General features: G+C 69.6%; 20 protein-coding genes. 13 read left to right on the forward strand and 7 right to left on the reverse strand.

Annotated elements, in window-relative coordinates; all coding sequences use genetic code 11:
* The first annotated feature begins 25 nt into the window (after window positions 1–25).
* A complete protein-coding gene (locus ACFY1L_RS12675) occupies window positions 26–175 on the forward strand; it encodes a hypothetical protein (RefSeq protein WP_388822318.1) in 150 nt (49 codons plus the stop codon).
* A gap of 127 nt (window positions 176–302) precedes the next feature.
* On the opposite strand, the gene ACFY1L_RS12680 is transcribed toward ACFY1L_RS12675, so the two are convergent.
* The 6 genes from ACFY1L_RS12680 to ACFY1L_RS12705 all read right to left on the reverse strand — a co-directional run bounded on the left by ACFY1L_RS12680 (window position 303) and on the right by ACFY1L_RS12705 (window position 5724).
* Window positions 303–923 carry a hypothetical protein gene (locus ACFY1L_RS12680; RefSeq protein ID WP_388822321.1) on the reverse strand — a complete coding sequence of 207 codons (621 nt, stop codon included), beginning with the start codon at window positions 921–923 and terminating at the stop codon, window positions 303–305.
* Window positions 920–2623, reverse strand: coding sequence for a PHP domain-containing protein (locus ACFY1L_RS12685; RefSeq protein ID WP_388822324.1), 1704 nt, complete (start codon window positions 2621–2623; stop codon window positions 920–922). The genes ACFY1L_RS12680 and ACFY1L_RS12685 overlap by 4 nt, the downstream gene beginning before the upstream one ends.
* A 257-nt stretch (window positions 2624–2880) precedes the next feature.
* Window positions 2881–3624, reverse strand: coding sequence for a GNAT family N-acetyltransferase (locus ACFY1L_RS12690; RefSeq protein WP_388822327.1), 744 nt, complete (start codon window positions 3622–3624; stop codon window positions 2881–2883).
* A 133-nt stretch (window positions 3625–3757) separates the two neighbouring features.
* Window positions 3758–4879: a PP2C family protein-serine/threonine phosphatase gene (locus ACFY1L_RS12695; protein ID WP_388822330.1), complete on the reverse strand. Its 1122-nt coding sequence runs from the start codon at window positions 4877–4879 to the stop codon at window positions 3758–3760.
* Between the two features lie 215 nt (window positions 4880–5094).
* Entirely contained in the window at window positions 5095–5301 is a 207-nt protein-coding gene (locus ACFY1L_RS12700) for a three-helix bundle dimerization domain-containing protein (RefSeq protein ID WP_388822333.1), read from the reverse strand.
* 27 nt (window positions 5302–5328) lie between these two features.
* Window positions 5329–5724 (reverse strand): luciferase family protein, encoded by a 396-nt coding sequence (locus ACFY1L_RS12705; protein ID WP_388822336.1) that lies wholly within the window; start codon window positions 5722–5724, stop codon window positions 5329–5331.
* Window positions 5725–5972: 248 nt separating this feature from the next.
* Between ACFY1L_RS12705 and ACFY1L_RS12710 the strand changes: the two genes are divergently transcribed.
* Window positions 5973–6842 carry a DUF3592 domain-containing protein gene (locus tag ACFY1L_RS12710; protein ID WP_388822339.1) on the forward strand — a complete coding sequence of 290 codons (870 nt, stop codon included), beginning with the start codon at window positions 5973–5975 and terminating at the stop codon, window positions 6840–6842.
* Window positions 6843–7067: 225 nt separating this feature from the next.
* Here ACFY1L_RS12710 and ACFY1L_RS12715 read toward each other — a convergent pair whose 3' ends face one another.
* Window positions 7068–7514: an anthrone oxygenase family protein gene (locus ACFY1L_RS12715; protein ID WP_388822342.1), complete on the reverse strand. Its 447-nt coding sequence runs from the start codon at window positions 7512–7514 to the stop codon at window positions 7068–7070.
* A 90-nt stretch (window positions 7515–7604) separates the two neighbouring features.
* Here ACFY1L_RS12715 and ACFY1L_RS12720 point away from each other — a divergent pair, with 90 nt between their 5' ends.
* From ACFY1L_RS12720 to ACFY1L_RS12770, 11 genes are all read left to right on the forward strand, one after another.
* Window positions 7605–8183: a TetR/AcrR family transcriptional regulator gene (locus tag ACFY1L_RS12720; RefSeq protein ID WP_388822344.1), complete on the forward strand. Its 579-nt coding sequence runs from the start codon at window positions 7605–7607 to the stop codon at window positions 8181–8183.
* A 400-nt stretch (window positions 8184–8583) separates the two neighbouring features.
* A complete protein-coding gene (locus tag ACFY1L_RS12725; protein WP_388822347.1) occupies window positions 8584–9009 on the forward strand; it encodes an STAS domain-containing protein in 426 nt (141 codons plus the stop codon).
* Window positions 9010–9065: 56 nt separating this feature from the next.
* Complete coding sequence (locus ACFY1L_RS12730; protein ID WP_388822350.1) at window positions 9066–9671, forward strand: hypothetical protein; 606 nt, start codon at window positions 9066–9068, stop codon at window positions 9669–9671.
* Window positions 9668–10429 carry an ANTAR domain-containing protein gene (locus tag ACFY1L_RS12735; protein ID WP_388822353.1) on the forward strand — a complete coding sequence of 254 codons (762 nt, stop codon included), beginning with the start codon at window positions 9668–9670 and terminating at the stop codon, window positions 10427–10429. Before ACFY1L_RS12730 ends, ACFY1L_RS12735 begins: the two co-directional genes overlap by 4 nt.
* A 78-nt stretch (window positions 10430–10507) precedes the next feature.
* Window positions 10508–11224, forward strand: coding sequence for an ANTAR domain-containing protein (locus ACFY1L_RS12740; RefSeq protein WP_388822355.1), 717 nt, complete (start codon window positions 10508–10510; stop codon window positions 11222–11224).
* Window positions 11225–11457: 233 nt separating this feature from the next.
* On the forward strand, window positions 11458–12108 hold the full coding sequence (locus ACFY1L_RS12745; protein WP_388822358.1) for a hypothetical protein: 651 nt from the start codon (window positions 11458–11460) through the stop codon (window positions 12106–12108).
* A 468-nt stretch (window positions 12109–12576) separates the two neighbouring features.
* Entirely contained in the window at window positions 12577–12834 is a 258-nt protein-coding gene (locus ACFY1L_RS12750) for a hypothetical protein (protein WP_388822360.1), read from the forward strand.
* A gap of 69 nt (window positions 12835–12903) precedes the next feature.
* Window positions 12904–14025, forward strand: coding sequence for a fatty acid desaturase family protein (locus tag ACFY1L_RS12755; protein WP_388822363.1), 1122 nt, complete (start codon window positions 12904–12906; stop codon window positions 14023–14025).
* Window positions 14026–14610: 585 nt separating this feature from the next.
* The gene (locus ACFY1L_RS12760; protein ID WP_388822366.1) at window positions 14611–14889 is read left to right on the forward strand and encodes a hypothetical protein; all 279 of its coding nucleotides are present in this window, start codon (window positions 14611–14613) and stop codon (window positions 14887–14889) included.
* A 5-nt stretch (window positions 14890–14894) separates the two neighbouring features.
* Window positions 14895–15080 carry a hypothetical protein gene (locus ACFY1L_RS12765; RefSeq protein ID WP_388822368.1) on the forward strand — a complete coding sequence of 62 codons (186 nt, stop codon included), beginning with the start codon at window positions 14895–14897 and terminating at the stop codon, window positions 15078–15080.
* Window positions 15081–15098: 18 nt separating this feature from the next.
* Window positions 15099–15587, forward strand: coding sequence for a DUF5994 family protein (locus ACFY1L_RS12770; protein WP_388822371.1), 489 nt, complete (start codon window positions 15099–15101; stop codon window positions 15585–15587).
* The last annotated feature ends 86 nt before the right edge of the window (window positions 15588–15673 follow it).

Raw genomic sequence — 15673 nt, forward strand, 5'->3', positions numbered from 1 at the left:
CTCGTGCTCGGGAACACCCCCACTCATGGCGGACATCGCGGCGGCGGCAACGCTCCTCCTCGCGCTCTCGGCATTCCTGGCCGACCGACAGCGCGGCATCTGGATCATCGACGCTGTGCCTGCGAACAACCTGGTGGCCCAAGAACCCTCCGAACAGCCACAGAACGCCCATTGAGCCCGCACGGGGCGGCCACCGTCATACTCCCGCTCGGCAGGCCGGCTACTTGAGGCGCAGCTTGGGTGAGGCGTAATCGAAGGGCAGGACGTTCAGTTGGTGATTCTCGGGGCTTGGAGGGGGGCGTTCAGGCGTGGTCCGCGCAGCAGGGCGTGGGGTTGGGTACCTCGAAGGGTGCCAGGGTGCCGCCGACGGCGGGTACCAGGGCGAGGGTCAGGTGTCCGTCGCGCCATTCGGGTCGTACGTGGTCATGGGTGAGCACGGCGGTAGCGGTGTCGGGGGCGGGGCTTGTCGGCGGCATGCCCACCACGGTGACCCGGTCGATCGCGGTCCGGGCGAGCAGGTCGGCGACGGTGACCGTGCCGGTGAGGCGTTCGACCGCCGGATAGACCACGGCTCGGCCGCCACGTCGTCGAGCGTGTTCGTCGGCGGCCAGGGCGGCCGTGCGGGCGGCCTGGGCCGGGCCGTGCTCGCGGCCGCCCAGGGCCGCGCCGGCATCCGGATCCAGCACGTCGATCAGACGCTCCCACGCCGCCTCGGCCGCCTGGACGTCGGGCAGGGCGAAGGAGACGGCCACGCCCCGGCGTTCGTCGGTGCGGATCAGGTGGGTGCAAGCGAACGTGCCCGGCGGAAGGGCGAGTTGGTCCATCAGGTGGTGGATCAGATGGTCGGCCTGGCGCAGGTTCGCCGTCCCGGCGTCCACCCCGATGACGGAGTGGACGCCGGGCGCGTAGTGCGGTGTGGTCATGCGGGCAGGACCCACATCGGGTTGGAGTAGAACCACAGGTCCTTCCACGGGTCGGCGTCGCCGAGGACATCCATGGCCGGTCCTGCCGGGTCGACGGAGGCGCCGTTGATGCCGACGGCGCTGCGGTTGCCGTCGGTGCCACGAAGGCGTACGTACACCGGCTTGTCCAGCCGACCGAGGGAGTACGTCAGGCGCACCGAACCGGTGGACTTGTTCACCTCGAAGGACTTGACCACCTTGGTGGTCGGCGTGGCGAAGGTGTCCTTGTCGGAGACCGTGCCGGTGACGTCGCCCTGGATGACGTCGACGCGCGCCAACTGGGGCACGAACTGCGACCAGTTGGGTCCGTTGGCCAGGCTGATCTCGACGACGAGGTCGACCTGGCTGCCGCGGCGCACCTGCAGCACGCCGCCGAGGGTGACCGCGCGGCTGCCGGAGCGAAGCTGGGCGCCCAGGCCGCTGATGAGCCCGCCGTGGTCGACCCAGACGCGTCCGGCCCGGATGCCGTCCATGACCGCCTTGTACGAGAAGGAGGCCGCCCCGACGTGGGTGCGGGAGTACTGGCCGGGCCAGAAGTCGGTGTCGGAGAGGTTCAGGCCGCCGCCGTAGACCGGGTCGTTGTACTTGCCGTTGGCGTTGAAGTCGCCGCCCGGGCCACGTACGGCGCTGTCGGCGTAGACGTTGTGGGAGTCGGAGTTGGCCGTGATCCACCACGGCTTGCCCTCGGCCAGCAGGCTGTCCCACAGACCGCCGACGGTCGCCGTCATCCAGTCGAAGCCACCCCAGGTGCGGTAGCTCTCCAGCGGGTAGCCGGCGAACGAGTCGGCGCTGGGGCTGTTGTCGTAGATGCCGCGTGCCGAGCCCGGTCCGTTGGGCTTGGGCAGGCCGCCCGCCTGGTGGCCGGGCGCGCCCTCCATGCCGACCGCGATGGTGGGCTGCGCGTCGCGCCAGGCGCGGATCTCGTGCGGGGAGTCGATGCCCTTGCGCGCCGGGTGGTTGGCCAGGAACAGCGCGTCCTTGACCTTGCGGCGCTGCACCTGCTCGGCAAGGAAATTGACGCCCGCGATCGCCAGCGCCTCGTTCGCGGGCGTGCTCGCGGTGGCCTTCTTGACCGCGCCGTCGAAGGAGTTCTCGAACTCCTTCAGCACCGCGACCTCGTTCTTGCCCGGGTGGACGAAGACGGTGCCGTGCTCGGCGGCCGGGATGTTCCACTCCAGACCCTGGAAGACCAGCGTGTCGTCGATCTGGTCACGCGCGGCGACGATGTCCGGGTTGACCTTCTCCACACCGATCTTGGCGTGCGTCTCGCTGCCGTGGTCGGTGATGACCATCCAGTCCAGGCCGTGTGCGTTGGCCTGGCGGACGTGGTCGATGACCCGGTACTTGGCATCCGAGCTGTACTGGGTGTGGATGTGGTGGTCACCGGCCAGCCACAGGTACCCGCCGGAACGCCTGCCCGTGGTGGCGGCCGACGCGGGCACCGTCGCGGCGGCCTCGCCGGCCCCGGCCAGGACGCTGCCCGCCGCAAGCCCCGCACCGAGCAGGCCGGTGCGCCGCAGCATGGAGCGCCTCGAGAGCTGGCTGGGGGTCAGTTCCTCGTCCGGAACGTTCATGTCCAGGGCGGGCGGCAGGGACGTGGAGTCGCCGTTGACGTGGTGATGGTGGTGGTGACCGTGGTCGTGTCTGTGGCCGTGGCTCATGCTCAACTCCCGCTGGCAGCAGGCGTACACGCTTGGGACGTGCAGATTCTGAGAAGGGCGCATGAACAGCGGGGGTCTTGGTGATGGTGAGGCAAAGAAATGCTCATGTGCACCAAACGCGCCAACAGCCGCTGCCGATCGCACAGCGAAGGCGAGCATCTATGTGCCGATGGAGGTGCGGAAAGACCTTCACCGATCCGCGGCTCTGGCTCGCTCCAAAGCCCAGAAGAACAAAGCCGCAGGGTGACACGCCCGGGTCAGCTTTCCCGGCGAAGCTTCTCCAGGTCCAAGCGGAGGCTGAGCTGGCTTCCCAGCTCACGAAACCCCAGCGCCCGTGCGACGTTACGGGAGGCCATCAGGCGGGCACGCCACTGCGGCAGAAAGCCGTCGGCGAGTGCCTGCGCCACCGCCGCAGAAGCGACCTGCCGCGCCAGCCCGCGGCCTCTTTCCCCTGGTGCTGTGAGCACGCACAGGTGAGCGACTGCAGCGGGCCAGGCTTGAAACCCCGCCGCGGCCACCACGTCCGCGCCCTTGCGTACGACGAACGCAGCGGAGGTGATCTCGTCCATCCCGCTCTCACCTGCGTCCTCGGGAGGCACCGACTTCACCAATGTCTTCAGGTCCTGATGCCCGGGGGCGAGCCGTTCAACGGAAGGGCCGGCCGGCAGTGGGCGGAAGCCGTCACGGGAGACGTATCCCAAAACCGCCGGACCCAGCACCTCAGTCACAGGCAGTACGGCACGAACCGCTTCTGGAGACGTCAGCGAACTGGTCGGCATCCCGGCCAGGATCCGACGCAGAACCAGCGCAGCCCTATCGGTCGGTGCCGTGACGATCGCCGAGTCACCCAGCACCACAATCCCGGCCCACGACGGCGGAGCCATCCGCGAAGCGGGCGACGTGACCACGTTCAAGCCCCCCGCCAGGGGAAACGACAACGGCACAGCAGCCAGCATTTCCCATACGCCCTGGGCCTGCTTCGGTAACAGATCGACGGCCATCAGCCGATCCTGCCACCCCGAGATCACAGACAGCGAGGGCAGCCGGTGCGGGAGCGCAGGAGGCATGCCCCCCGTTGCCGGGGCTGCCAGGTCTTGGCCGGATCGAGGATGAGCGGGGCCCGGTGGCCGGGGATCAGAGTGCCAGGCGGCGGATCGCGACCACGGCCGCGTCGTCGTTGAGGTGTCCGTGGACGTGGGACAGCAGGTCGTCCTGGAGATGGCGCAGCAGTTCGTCGGGGTCCTCTTTGGTCCACTCGGGCGCCCGTTCAGCAAAGGGGTAGAAGACCCCGTCGGCATTGCGCGCTTCGATGACGCCGTCCGTATAGAGGAGCAGCAGGTCGCCGATCTCGAACGGGAAGGTCTGGACGTCGTAGGCGGCGATCCCGAAGACCCCGCCGAATCCGATCGGGAGGTGGCTCGCCTCGGCCAGGAGCGGGGTGATGTGACTCCCCCGCAGGAGCAGCGGCGGTGGGTGGCCGCAGCTGATGAGGTGGACGACCGGATCGTAGTCGGGGATGTCGAGCAGCAGGACGGTGGCGAAGTCCTCGTTGGTGTCCTGCTCCGCCTGCGGTCGCCACTGGCTGGTGTCCCAGCGGAACGCGCCGTCCAGGTGGACGGCGAGGCGGGGGAGGGTGGCCTGCCGATGGGCGGCAGCGCGGAACGCGCCGAGCAGCAGGGCGGCGTTGTTGATCGCGGCCAGGCCATTGCCGCGCACGTCGCCGATGAGGAGCCGGGTGCTGTGGTGGGCGGTCCGTGCGGCCGCGTACAGGTCTCCGCCCAGCTCGGCTTCCTCCTCGGCGGGGAGGTACAGACCGGCGATCCGCAGCGGGCCGGCGTGTGCGGGCAACGGCCGCAAGAGCACACTCTGCGCAGCCTCGGCCACCGACTGCACCTGGCGCAACTGGCGCTCACGCCGGTCTCGCACCACGCACACGGTGACACAGATGACGGAGACGACGATCAGAGCAGCGATCTGGGCCTGGATGTTGGCAGTGGGCAGGACCCCTCTGAGCACACCGATCAGCACCTGGGCCGCCACCGCGAGAAAGCCCATCAGCGCCGTCACGCGGGCCCCGGCGAACGCCACTGTGATCGCGGGTGCCGCCACCAGCAGCGGACCGAGGTGGATGTGCGGCGGAGACAGCACATCCACCACACAGACCGTGACGATCAGCGCCAGTGGGATCAGGATCAGGGCGGGTGCATGACCCGGCCGCCAGGAACCCCGGAGGTCCAGCCGTGGTCGAAGGGCCATGCCCCAAGCCTTCCATACGGGCACTCGTCGAACGCCTCACCGCCACGTACAGGGTGACCTCGCCGCCGCGATCGGGGCCGCTGGAGCTGTCGAGCACCGGCGTGGGACGAGGGCGTGCGCCTTCTGCCGTCCGGACACGGAACTGGGGATTCTTGAATGCCGCGGCGGGACGTCTCGCTCTGTGTGAGATGGGGCGACCGGTGTTCGCCGCGTCGTCAGTCGGAGGATTCGTTCAGCAGGGCCCTTGCCTTGCGCTCGACCAGCACAGGGACGAACTCGCGAACGGGCCGCTCACTGAAGGCGGCGTGTGCCCTGGCTACGGCCGTCTCGACCTCGTCGGAACTGTGGGTGGCGCTGAATGCGCTCTTCAGGCGCTCTACGACGCCACGGATTGCGTCTTCTTCGCGGGTCTTGTCCGCCATCGTGCCGCCTGCCAGAAAGGGGGCCTCTCAGCCTCCGCCGAGATTCTCGCGCGAAAGGACCGCGCGTTGGTGATCATTGCATTCCGTGTGCGGGGCGTCGCCGGGAACCGGCCGCGCGTGGTGTGCGTAAAGGGCGAGGCTGACCAGGGTCATGAGCAGCTCGACCTCCCCATTGCCGTCAAGGCGCAGCGTCACCCATGGCGAGTCGGGGACCAGACGCACGGCGGCTGACCCGGTGAGATGGGCTTGAAACCGCCGGATGGCCCGGGCCGTGAGGTGCAGGTCGACCGTGCTGTCGGAATGGAAGTGGACGATCTCGCTCTGAGGTGAGCGAAGCGCCCGGCCGGTGCCGCAGCTCGGCTCCGCCTCGGTGAGGTCGGGCCAAGTCGCCAGTTGGGTGAAAGCACGCGCGGCCAACGTCATGCGCCCATCATGGCCAGCTCACCTCACCGATACCAGAAGGTGAGGGATCCTTAACCGGGCCGCATACCGCGAACGGCCGGTGAGACACCGAGCCTGGTCGGAGACATCGAGCAAGTTCGCATCGTCCGGCAGCAGTTCAGGCCGTTACAGGAGGACGCGATCGTGACTTCTGGTCCAAGTAACGGGGAAAGCTTTCGTCGTGGTGGACAGAGTTTGACGTCACGAGTGGCGAGGCGGGGGACCGACGGATGTCAGGCAACGCGGTATTGCTGCTGTTGGCCGCCGCCTTCGGAGCGTGGGCGCTGGTGGAGGCGGTCTGGTACGCGACGAGGTTCACCTCGGACCCGGTGGCGCGCTCCGTCGGCTCCCGTATCGTGCGGGTCGACGTACCGCCGCCCGACACGGATCGAACGCACGGCCTGCCGGTGGCCGTGGCCTTCCAGGACCCGTCGACCGGGCAGGAGCTGACGCTGCGAACGGCCGACGGGAAGAACGGCGCACTGTTCGCCGCCTGGGAGGGCCGGCCGGTCTGGGTGCGTTTCCCGTCGGGAGAACCCTCCCGGTTCCGCGTGCAGAGCTCGCCGGTCAGCCGGGGGCAGGAGCTGGCCGGTGCGTTGTTGGCCGCGGTGCTCTGCGTGGCCGTCCTGCTCGTGCGTTTCACGACCGTCCAGCACCACAGTTACGGCTGGGCCCTGCTCGGGTTCGGCGATGGCCTGACCGTCCTCCTCGCATGCGCCTGCGTCGGCGCCGTCCGGCGGCGAAGGCGTCGCCAGGCTCTCCTCGACGATGCCCCGACCGTTCCCGCCGAGGTCGTCTCCCTCATGCGCGACGCCCATCACAACGAGGAGATCACCACATACACCTACACCGCCGTCGTCAGCTTCACCACGCACGAGGGCCTGACGGTCATCGGTATCGGCCCCGACGGCCTGACCCACCAGGACGACGTCCCCCTCGGGACCCGGCTGTCCGTCCGCTACAGCCCCAAGGACCCCGCGACCTTCACCTTCGTCCCACCCTACGATTCCGATCCTTACCGCACGGTGACCGCCTGGATCGTCGTGACGATCGTCTGGGGGGCGATCGTCACGCTGCCCGGCATTCACGCTCTCCTCTGAGCCAGGACACAGACGTAGGCCGTGCCCAGGAAGTCGTCCCTCCGGACCGGATCGTTCGGGTGTGGTTCCTTCTCGGACACCGTTCCGGGCGACTCTCCCGTGCGTAGTTCCGGGAGTCATCAGAGAAACCACGTAGTCGAACGCGTAGTTCACGCCGGGCGCCTGACCGGAATCTGGACGTATCAACCAGAGGCGGAACATGACCCTGTCGGGGCAGCGGTGGTATCAGGCGAGGGCGGCGACCAGCAGGGTGAAGGCGGCGATGATGACGGCGACGCGGACGTAGTGGTAGCGGTTCCAGCGGTGCAGCTGCTGCTTCCAGTCGGCGGGCCGGTTGTCGGGAGTCCAGGTGCTGTTTCGGTTGTTGATCGGGACGAGCAGCAGCACCGACATGACCACGCTGACGATCAGCAGGCCGGCGGCGGTGACGACGAGTCCGGTGCCGTGGTGGTGCCATCCGGCGATGGCCCAGATCGCGCTGAGGACGAGCGAGCCTATGTACCAGAACGGCATCAGGGCGCCGAGCATCCGGCCGCCGTGGGCGTGGCCGAGCTGGCCGCTGTCCCCGGGAAGCGCGTCCAGGATCCGGTTCATGATGAAGGCGACGGAGAACTCCACCCCCACCATCAGCCCCACGACGACGGTGGTGACGACCTCAAGTGCGTTGAGCATGACGATCCCTCCGTGAACTAGCGTTGCTAGATGATGAGGCAACGCTAGTACTACTGCCGCTCGATTGTCTAGCGGTGCTAGGATCGAATCATGTCGGTACAGGAACGCAAGCAGCGCGAACGGGCGGAGCGCGAGCGCCTCATCGTGGCCACCGCCCGCGAACTCGCCGAGCAGCAGGGCTGGGACGCGGTCACCACCCGCCGGCTCGCCGAGCGCATCGAGTACAGCCAGCCCGTCCTCTACAGCCACTTCCGCGGCAAGCGCGAGATCATCGGCGCCGTCGCCCTCCAGGGCGCCACCGAGATGGCCGTCGCGTTGCGGGCCGCGACCTCCGCCGCGGACGGCCCCCGCGCCCGGGTCGCCGCCCTGGCCCGCGGCTACCTCGACTTCGCCGAGCGCAACCCGGCGGTCTACGACGCCCTGTTCCAGCTCGACGGCGGCCTGGCGTACGCGCAGGAGGACACCCCCGAGCCACTCAAGGACGCCTTCGCCGCCCTGCTGGAGACTCTCGCCGAGGTCGCCGGCGACGGCGTTCACCCGGGACTGTTCACCGAGACGTTCTGGGCGGCCCTGCACGGGCTGGCCACCCTGACCCGGGCGGGACGGCTGCCGCCGCAGGACACCGAGCGGAGGGTGGAACTGCTGGTGGACCGGCTCGCCATGGTCTGACACACCGTCCCGGCGGGCACGCAGCCGGGGCCCCGGTGGGGAGATCAACTTCAACCCTCACGCAGCGGAGTGTCGAGGCGTCGCCCAGGTGGGAGCCACGGGCGGCTTTCCGGCCGTCCGCCGGACCATGTTGAGGGCTATGGTGGTGTACGGACGTCCCAGACCCCGGCGGCTTGTGGTTGCTCGATACAGATGGCTGCGGGGAGCGGATCTTTCGTCCGTCACCCGGCGCATCCCTGGAGGGAAACTGGGTGGGTCCGCTGTCCTGTCGTACAGGCTGCCGGGCCGGCCGATGCTCCGCCTCCGTCGAACGTACGCCCCTGCCAGGAGCGCGCCGGGAGGGCCGGGAATGCCGGCGTCACCGCGTGCGCTGCCGGATGGTCTTTTGAACCGAGGCGTCATGCCCCTTCCACAGCTCATCATCCACCGCCGTGATCGACGGAACCGGGCGCTGATCACCCTGGCCGGTGAGATAGACCTGGATTCGGCCCCGCTGGTGCACACGGCACTGGCGCTGTGCCTGCGCGACGGCATCCGCACCGTCGATGTCGACCTCACCTCCGTCCCCTTCTGCGACTGCAGTGGCCTCAACGCCTTCCTGGACGCCGCGCAGAAGACCGCCGAGGCCGGCGGGACCCTGCGACTGCACCACCCGCCACCGATACTGGGCCTGATTCTCGACCTCACCGGCTCCGGGTTTCTGCTCCTCGGCCCTCCGCCTGGGCAGCCGGCACCTCCTCTCGGGGATGTCCCGGCCCCGACCACCGCAGCCCCGCCGCACTGGCCCGTTCCGCTGGGCTCTGTCCTCTCGGGTGATGCGCGGTGACAGCACGGTCGGAGCCGGGGAGGCAACGAGAACCCCATGGCAGCGAGCCGGCCACCATGGATGCGGTCCTGTTGCGTCGGCTGAACCGCCGGCAGGCGCAGGCCGTGAGCGGGGAGCTCGCGGATCTGTACGTGGGCTCCCGCGAGAGGTCGCCCCGTGAGGCGTATCGCCCTCCCGGCCGTCAGGACTTTCTGAACCGTCTCACCGCCGAGATCCGTCGGCCGGGGTTCGCCATGGTGATCGCGGAGACGGACGGCCTGGTGGGATGCGCCTTCGGGTTCCCGGTGCGCAGCGGCGGCTTGTGGTGGCTCGGGTTCGACGGGGCGCTGCCGCGCAGCATCGAGCAACTCACCGAGTCGGGCGGAGTCTTCGCGATCACCGACATCCTGGTCCGCCCGCACCCGCAGGACCAGGACGTGGCTCGCCGGTTGCAGCAGCGGCTGCTGACCGACCACCACGCGGCGCGGGGCGCCACCCTGGTGGACCAGGCCGATCACCCGGCCCTCGCTGCGCGCCGCTCCTGGGGATGGCTGGACGCGGGAGAGATCTGGAGGCCGATCAGCGCCACGCTGCTCCGGGCGCTGGTCCTTCCGGCCGGGGAGCGAACCGCGGCGCGGCTGGAAGGACTTGCGCACGATGCCTGGACGCGGTGGCCCGGATGAGGTCCGACAGCCGCTCGGCGCAGGTTCAGGCACTGGTCGCCGCGCAGGCGGCGCGACGTGGTGCCCGGGTCGGTGTGGTGGACGTGTGCACCGCGGCCGTGGCCGCGCTCCCGGTCGGTGGGGCGGGACTGTCGGCGATGTCCCGGACCACGGCGAGCCATCCGTTGTGCAGCACCGACGACGTCAGCGAACAACTGGAGGAGTTGCAGCTCACACTGGGCGAGGGGCCCTGCGTGGACGCCTTCACCCATGGCTCGGCCGTCCTCACGCCCGATCTGCTGACCGGCGCACTGCAGGACCGCTGGGTCGTGTTCGCGGATGCGGCCCTGGAGGCAGGGGCACGCGCCGTGTTCGCGCTTCCCCTGCAGATGGGAGCGATCAGCCCGGGAGTCCTGGACCTGTACGCCGACGTGCCGACCGTGCTGGACGCCGAGGAACTGGCCGACGCGCTGGCCTTCGCCGATCTCGCGACGCTGCTCCTGCTCGATGCGCGGATCGACGAGACGGGCGGGCCGGCCGGCGGACCGTCGCCGGACCGTGGCTTCGAGGACCTGGGCGCATACCGGGCGGAGATCGACCAGGCGACCGGCATGCTCACCGTCCAGCTCGGCGTCGGCATCGACGAGGCCTTCGTCCGGCTGCGTGCCTACGCCTTCATTCAGGGACACCGGCTCGCCGACGTGGCCGCCGACGTGGTGGCCCGTCGGCTCCGCTTCTCCCCTGACACGGAACCCGGACGGACCGACGAGGAGACCTGATGCACCAGTGCCGTCCGACGAACGCGCCGCACTTCCCGCCCCTTCACGGCGGGCACAGTCTCCATCGAGGGTGACACGATGAATCAGCAGCTCCTGGCCAAGACCTTCGTCGAGCTGGCGGACAACCTGGTCGCCGACTTCGATCTGATCGATTTCCTGCGCCTGCTCACCGACCGCTGTGCAGGGCTGCTCGGCGCGGGCGCCGTCGGTGTGCTGCTCGCGGACCGCGACGGTGAACTGCGCGTGATGGCCGCCTCCGACGAACAGGTGCGCCTGTTGGAGCTCTTCCAGCTCCAGAACGACGAGGGCCCCTGCCTGGAGTGCTTCCGCACCGGCACCCCCGTGATCGTCCCCGACCTGACCCGGGAGGTAGACCGTTGGCCGCGCTTCGTCACGGCGGCCCACCGCGGCGGCTTCGGGGCGGTCCAGGCGCTGCCCATGCGCCTGCGGGACGAGGTCGTCGGCGCTCTGAACCTCTTCCGCGCCGCCCCGGGCCCCTTCGACCCGGCGGGCACGCTCGTCGCCCAGGCCCTGGCCGACGTCGCCACCATCAGCCTCCTGCAACAACGCTCCGCCCAGCGCAGCAGTGTCCTCAACGAGCAGTTGCAGACCGCGCTGAACAGCCGCGTACTGATCGAACAGGCCAAGGGCAAACTGGCCGAACGCCAGGGCGTCGACATGGAGCAGGCGTTCACCGCGCTGCGTGGTTACGCCCGCGCGCACAACCGCCGCCTGTCCGACCTGGCCCGCGCCTTCATCGACGACTCCGAACCCCTCCCCGGTCTGGGATCCTGACCCACTCCGCGCCGCACTGCCCTCCGCAGCGGCGGGACTTGGTGGGAACACCCCGTCCGGAAAATGCCGGGAGGACGGAGGCGGGAGGACGGAGGCGGGAGACAACGGCCCCCGGCGAGGCGCCGATCCGGGGCTATGCTGGCGTACAGACGTCCCGGACCCTGGCGCCGCACCGCCCGTCGGCCACGACGGCACTCCCGTACATCTCCCGGTCTTCTGAACCGAGGCGCCCCATGAGCAGCCCGCGGCACCCGCACGAACCCGAAAGCTCAGAGCGTCCCGTACTGGACACGGTGCGGCTGCGCCGGCTGAACCGCTGGCAGGCCGAGGGCCTGCGGGAGGACCTGGCGGATCTGTACGTGGAGTCGTCCGTCACCCCGCCCGGCGAGGAGTTCCGCGGCCGGCAGGAGTTCCTGCGCCGGCTGGAGCACGACGTACAACTGCCGGGATTCGACATGCTGGTCGCCGAGGCAGAGGGTTTGACCGGCTGTGTCTCGGGGTTCCCCGTGCCGCGCGACGGCTCCTGGTGGGAGGGGTTCGACGGGCCGTTGCCGCAGAACCTGGAGCAACTGACCGCATCCGGGCACGTCTTCGCGATTCTCGAAACCGTCGTCCATCCGCACCAGCACGCCCTCGGGCTCGCCCGCCGGCTCCAGGAGCGTCTGCTCGCCGACCACCAGTCCTCGCTCGGTGTCACCTTGGTGAATCAGTCCGCCCGTTCGGTCCGTGCCGCCCTCAAGGACCGGGGCTGGCAGGAGGCTGGCCAGATCCACCGCCTGCCCGGTCCAACGGCCCTGTGGGTGCTGGTATTTCCTCTCGGCGAGCGCACGGAGGACCATCCGGACGGCCTCGCTCACAACGACCGGACCCAACGGCCCGAATAGAGCGCGGCGGATCGCCGCGGTGCGTCGACAACATCCGCCACGGCACCCTCCGGAGCCTCGGGCACCGCGCACACCAGCCTGTCCTCACGAGCACCCTGACGGAACAGCGGTGCGTTCTCCGCGACACGGCGTGCGCTCGAACGGGATTCGGCCATGGTGCGAAGGACGCGCGCGGAAGGCGTACGGCTTGCTTCCGAGGTCCTGCCGCGTGCGCCGGGCGGGATCGTTCCTGTCGACTCGCGGGAGTGGGAGGAGGGGCGGGTGGGGTGGCGGGATCTGGTTCCGCGTCCGCCACGGGCCGTGTCGTTGTGGTTCGCTGGCGTGGACGTCGGCTGCGGCCCGCCACCCGGGGGCCGAGGTACGTGACCGAGGCGATCCCGCGTACATGATGCGGGGATGCGCTCGACGAGCCGACGTGTCCGATGCGCCCTGCCCCCGCGTGCCCTGTGGTGAGAGAAGGGTTCTTCCATGCCGGTTCCGCGAGGGTCGATCCCGACGATGCCGTCGGCCGCCTCCGGTACGACGGCCGTCTTCTTCACCGCTCTCGTCGGTCTCGCCGCTCACCGTGCGGCGCACCGGCCCGGACAGTACCTGCCGGTGGAGGTGGAGATCGACGGCGTACGGCACTGGCGTACGTACTCGATCACCTCGCCCTCGTCCCGCTGCTCCACGCCCGCTTCCGCGAGCTGCGGACCGGTGAACTGCACGGTGAACCGCGCGAGTTGATCCAGACCTGCGGCAACGGAGCGGCAGGTCCGCTCGCCCTCGCTCTCTAGGCCCCTCAAGGAGCCTGCGATGTCCACAACTGCCGTACCTGTCACACCCTTTGAGCCGCGCGAAGACCAACTCGAGGATCACACGGAGCTGCTCGGCGAGGAGCTCGACCGGATCCGCGCCGAGATCGTCGCGGCCCGTGGCGCCGAGGACGCCCGCTACATCCATCAGGTGATCGCCGCCCAGCGCGCCCTGGAGGCCGGCGGCCGCGCCGCCCTCGCCGTATCCCTCTTTCCGCCCGCCTGGCTCGCGGGAACCGCGATGCTGACCACCGCCAAGATCCTGGAGAACATGGAACTGGGCCACAACATCCTGCACGGCCAGTGGGACTGGATGGGCGACCCGGCGATCCACTCCACCACCTGGGAGTGGGACTTCCTCACCCCCGCCGACGCCTGGAAGCACACCCACAACCACTTGCACCACACGTACACCAACATCGTCGGCCTCGACCGGGACCTCGGCTACACGATCCTGCGCATGAGCCCGGACCAGCCCTGGCATCCCGTCCACCTCCTCCAGCCGCTGTACACCGCACTGCTCGCGCCCGTCTTCGAGTGGGGCATCGCCCTCTACGACCTGGAGGCGGACGCCGTCCCGTCCGGCCGCAAGAGCGTGCGGGCCCTCCTCGGCGACCTGGCCGGCCTGGTCCGCAAGGCCGTGCGCCAGGCGGCCAAGGACTACGTCCTCTTCCCCCTGCTCGCCGGCCCGTCCGCGCTGCCCTGCCTGGTCGGCAACGTCATGGCGAACGGGCTTCGCAACATCTGGGCGCACACCGTGATCTTCTGCGGCCACTTCCCCGGCGACGTCCAGACCTTCTCGTACGAGGAGGAACAGCTGGAGGGCGAGACGCGCGGTCAGTGGTATCTGCGCCAGATCCAGGGCTCGGCGAACATCGAGGGCGGACCCCTCCTCCATGTGCTCACCGGCAACCTGAGCCACCAGATCGAGCACCACGTCTTCCCCGACCTGCCCAGCAACCGCTACGCCGAACTCGCGCAACGGGTGCGTGAGATCTGCGCCCGGCACGGGATCACGTACGTGAGCGGGCCGCTGTGGCGCCAGTACGCGTCCATGTGGGGCCGCGTCCTGCGTCACTCGGTGCCGGATGCGTCCTGGCGCCGCGAGGTTCGGGCCGGATGACGGGCGCGGGCACAGAGGCGGAGAGGGGCGAGCCGCAGTAGCCTGGAACGTGGGTTGGCTCACGCTCACGTGCAGCCGCCCGGAAGGGCGACTCCGGCGTGGTTGCGCCGGAGTCGTTGTCACAGCCGCAGTGCAGTTTCCGGCCAGGCGGCGACCTTCGCCGCTGAGCGACCACACCACGACCGCCGGTGCGGCGGCAGTTCTTGCTGCAATGGACGGCCGACCTCGGCGGCCGATCGGTATCAGGGTGTTCGGTCGCGGACTGTCCACTTGCCACATTTGCACGGATCGCGTCCTGGAACGGTCCGGAGGAGTACCCTGGTGTTACCGAGGGTATTTCGTGCACCGGCCGCCATGCTTGTGTCGTTTTCGGCGATTGATCACACCGGGCCGGTTCGACCGGCCCGGAGCAGGGTTCGCATCATGACCGCGACCGTTTCGTACACGCCGAGGCTCGAAGACCGGCCTTCCTCTCCCTCTCCCCGCATGTCGTCGGCTCTCACCGGTTCGGCTTCGGCTCTGCTGGATGGCCCCTGGCGGCCCCGCTCCTGTTATCCGGGGGCTGAACTTCCCTCGCCGACTGCCGTGTTCGATCCGCAGACGGTTCCCGTCTCGGCCGCCTGGTTGATGGCCGCCGTGAGCTACCCGCTGCGCATGTCGAGCACGGGCCGGCTGATGGAGGAGGCGGCGCTCCTGCGCACCGTGTCGGGGATCGACCGGGCGGTGGGGGCCGTCTGGGACGCCGAAGGAGGCCATGAGGCCAGCGGTCCGACCTCACGTCCACGGATTCCGGCAGTCACCGCTCCGGTACTCGGCATCCCGGCAGGCGCTCAGCGGACACCGCATCCGGCAAAGGGGATGTGAGGGTCATGGAGACCTTCGTGACCGCGGTCGTGCTCTCGGCGATGGTCGCTGTGGGTGTGCTCCTGATCCATCTGCTCAACAACCAGCACGACGAGCGCATCGAGGCTTTCCACTACGGCCGCTCCCGATCGGCTGTCCGGCGACGGGGGCGGCTGCGGGCACGGCGTCGGACCCGGACGGCGGGGAAGTGAGTCGCCGTGCTCCCCGCCATGCACCCCGTCAGGCTTCTGGCGGACACCGGCAGTGAGCCGGTGTTTCCCGGCACCGCGGTCCTGCGGATGGAGACGACAGCCAGGCGCACGGGGACGTTCGACGGAGCGTGGTGGCCGCGGTCACGCGATCTCAAGAGCCAACTGTCGGGTCTCCTCACCGTGCTGACGGCTCGTCTGGGCCCCATTGCCCGCGTGGGCCTCGACGCGGGCGACTGGGACGGTGCCCCGGGTCATCTGTTCGTCGACGGGCGCATGGTCCGCATCGACTGGTCCGCCGTGGGCGACAACACCATGATCGTCACCCGTGGCGACCAGGACCACTTCCTGTTCCTCGTGATCCCTCCGGGGACCGGTATCGGCCCAGCGCACGCCGCGATGGTCATGGCCGTACAGGACGACAACGCCGTCTCGGCCGAGGGGATCCTGGCCGCCACCGGCATCACCCGGGCCGACCGGAGCGACATGCCGCAGAGTTCGCCCGGCTGAGCCGGGCCGATACCGCAGAGCCTCGACAGCAGCCCGGGACCCCGGCCGCACCACGGACGACAGGCCGGGGTCCCTCCGTGCCGCCT

It is taken from the genome of Streptomyces sp. NPDC001663 (genome assembly GCF_042893105.1).
Taxonomy (GTDB): domain Bacteria; phylum Actinomycetota; class Actinomycetes; order Streptomycetales; family Streptomycetaceae; genus Streptomyces.

What these genes read in the sequence shown, in the direction of transcription:
- ACFY1L_RS12675 (WP_388822318.1), top strand. Translation starts at nt 26, where the DNA reads ATGGCGGACATCGCGGCGGCGGCAACGCTCCTCCTCGCGCTCTCGGCA.
- ACFY1L_RS12680 (WP_388822321.1), bottom strand. Translation starts at nt 923, where the DNA reads ATGACCACACCGCACTACGCGCCCGGCGTCCACTCCGTCATCGGGGTG.
- ACFY1L_RS12715 (WP_388822342.1), bottom strand. Translation starts at nt 7,514, where the DNA reads ATGCTCAACGCACTTGAGGTCGTCACCACCGTCGTCGTGGGGCTGATG.
- ACFY1L_RS12770 (WP_388822371.1), top strand. Translation starts at nt 15,099, where the DNA reads ATGCACCCCGTCAGGCTTCTGGCGGACACCGGCAGTGAGCCGGTGTTT.
- ACFY1L_RS12690 (WP_388822327.1), bottom strand. Translation starts at nt 3,624, where the DNA reads ATGGCCGTCGATCTGTTACCGAAGCAGGCCCAGGGCGTATGGGAAATG.
- ACFY1L_RS12740 (WP_388822355.1), top strand. Translation starts at nt 10,508, where the DNA reads ATGAATCAGCAGCTCCTGGCCAAGACCTTCGTCGAGCTGGCGGACAAC.
- ACFY1L_RS12745 (WP_388822358.1), top strand. Translation starts at nt 11,458, where the DNA reads ATGAGCAGCCCGCGGCACCCGCACGAACCCGAAAGCTCAGAGCGTCCC.
- ACFY1L_RS12730 (WP_388822350.1), top strand. Translation starts at nt 9,066, where the DNA reads ATGGATGCGGTCCTGTTGCGTCGGCTGAACCGCCGGCAGGCGCAGGCC.
- ACFY1L_RS12725 (WP_388822347.1), top strand. Translation starts at nt 8,584, where the DNA reads ATGCCCCTTCCACAGCTCATCATCCACCGCCGTGATCGACGGAACCGG.
- ACFY1L_RS12705 (WP_388822336.1), bottom strand. Translation starts at nt 5,724, where the DNA reads ATGACGTTGGCCGCGCGTGCTTTCACCCAACTGGCGACTTGGCCCGAC.
- ACFY1L_RS12750 (WP_388822360.1), top strand. Translation starts at nt 12,577, where the DNA reads ATGCCGGTTCCGCGAGGGTCGATCCCGACGATGCCGTCGGCCGCCTCC.
- ACFY1L_RS12695 (WP_388822330.1), bottom strand. Translation starts at nt 4,879, where the DNA reads ATGGCCCTTCGACCACGGCTGGACCTCCGGGGTTCCTGGCGGCCGGGT.
- ACFY1L_RS12700 (WP_388822333.1), bottom strand. Translation starts at nt 5,301, where the DNA reads ATGGCGGACAAGACCCGCGAAGAAGACGCAATCCGTGGCGTCGTAGAG.
- ACFY1L_RS12755 (WP_388822363.1), top strand. Translation starts at nt 12,904, where the DNA reads ATGTCCACAACTGCCGTACCTGTCACACCCTTTGAGCCGCGCGAAGAC.
- ACFY1L_RS12735 (WP_388822353.1), top strand. Translation starts at nt 9,668, where the DNA reads ATGAGGTCCGACAGCCGCTCGGCGCAGGTTCAGGCACTGGTCGCCGCG.
- ACFY1L_RS12685 (WP_388822324.1), bottom strand. Translation starts at nt 2,623, where the DNA reads ATGAGCCACGGCCACAGACACGACCACGGTCACCACCACCATCACCAC.
- ACFY1L_RS12720 (WP_388822344.1), top strand. Translation starts at nt 7,605, where the DNA reads ATGTCGGTACAGGAACGCAAGCAGCGCGAACGGGCGGAGCGCGAGCGC.
- ACFY1L_RS12765 (WP_388822368.1), top strand. Translation starts at nt 14,895, where the DNA reads ATGGAGACCTTCGTGACCGCGGTCGTGCTCTCGGCGATGGTCGCTGTG.
- ACFY1L_RS12710 (WP_388822339.1), top strand. Translation starts at nt 5,973, where the DNA reads ATGTCAGGCAACGCGGTATTGCTGCTGTTGGCCGCCGCCTTCGGAGCG.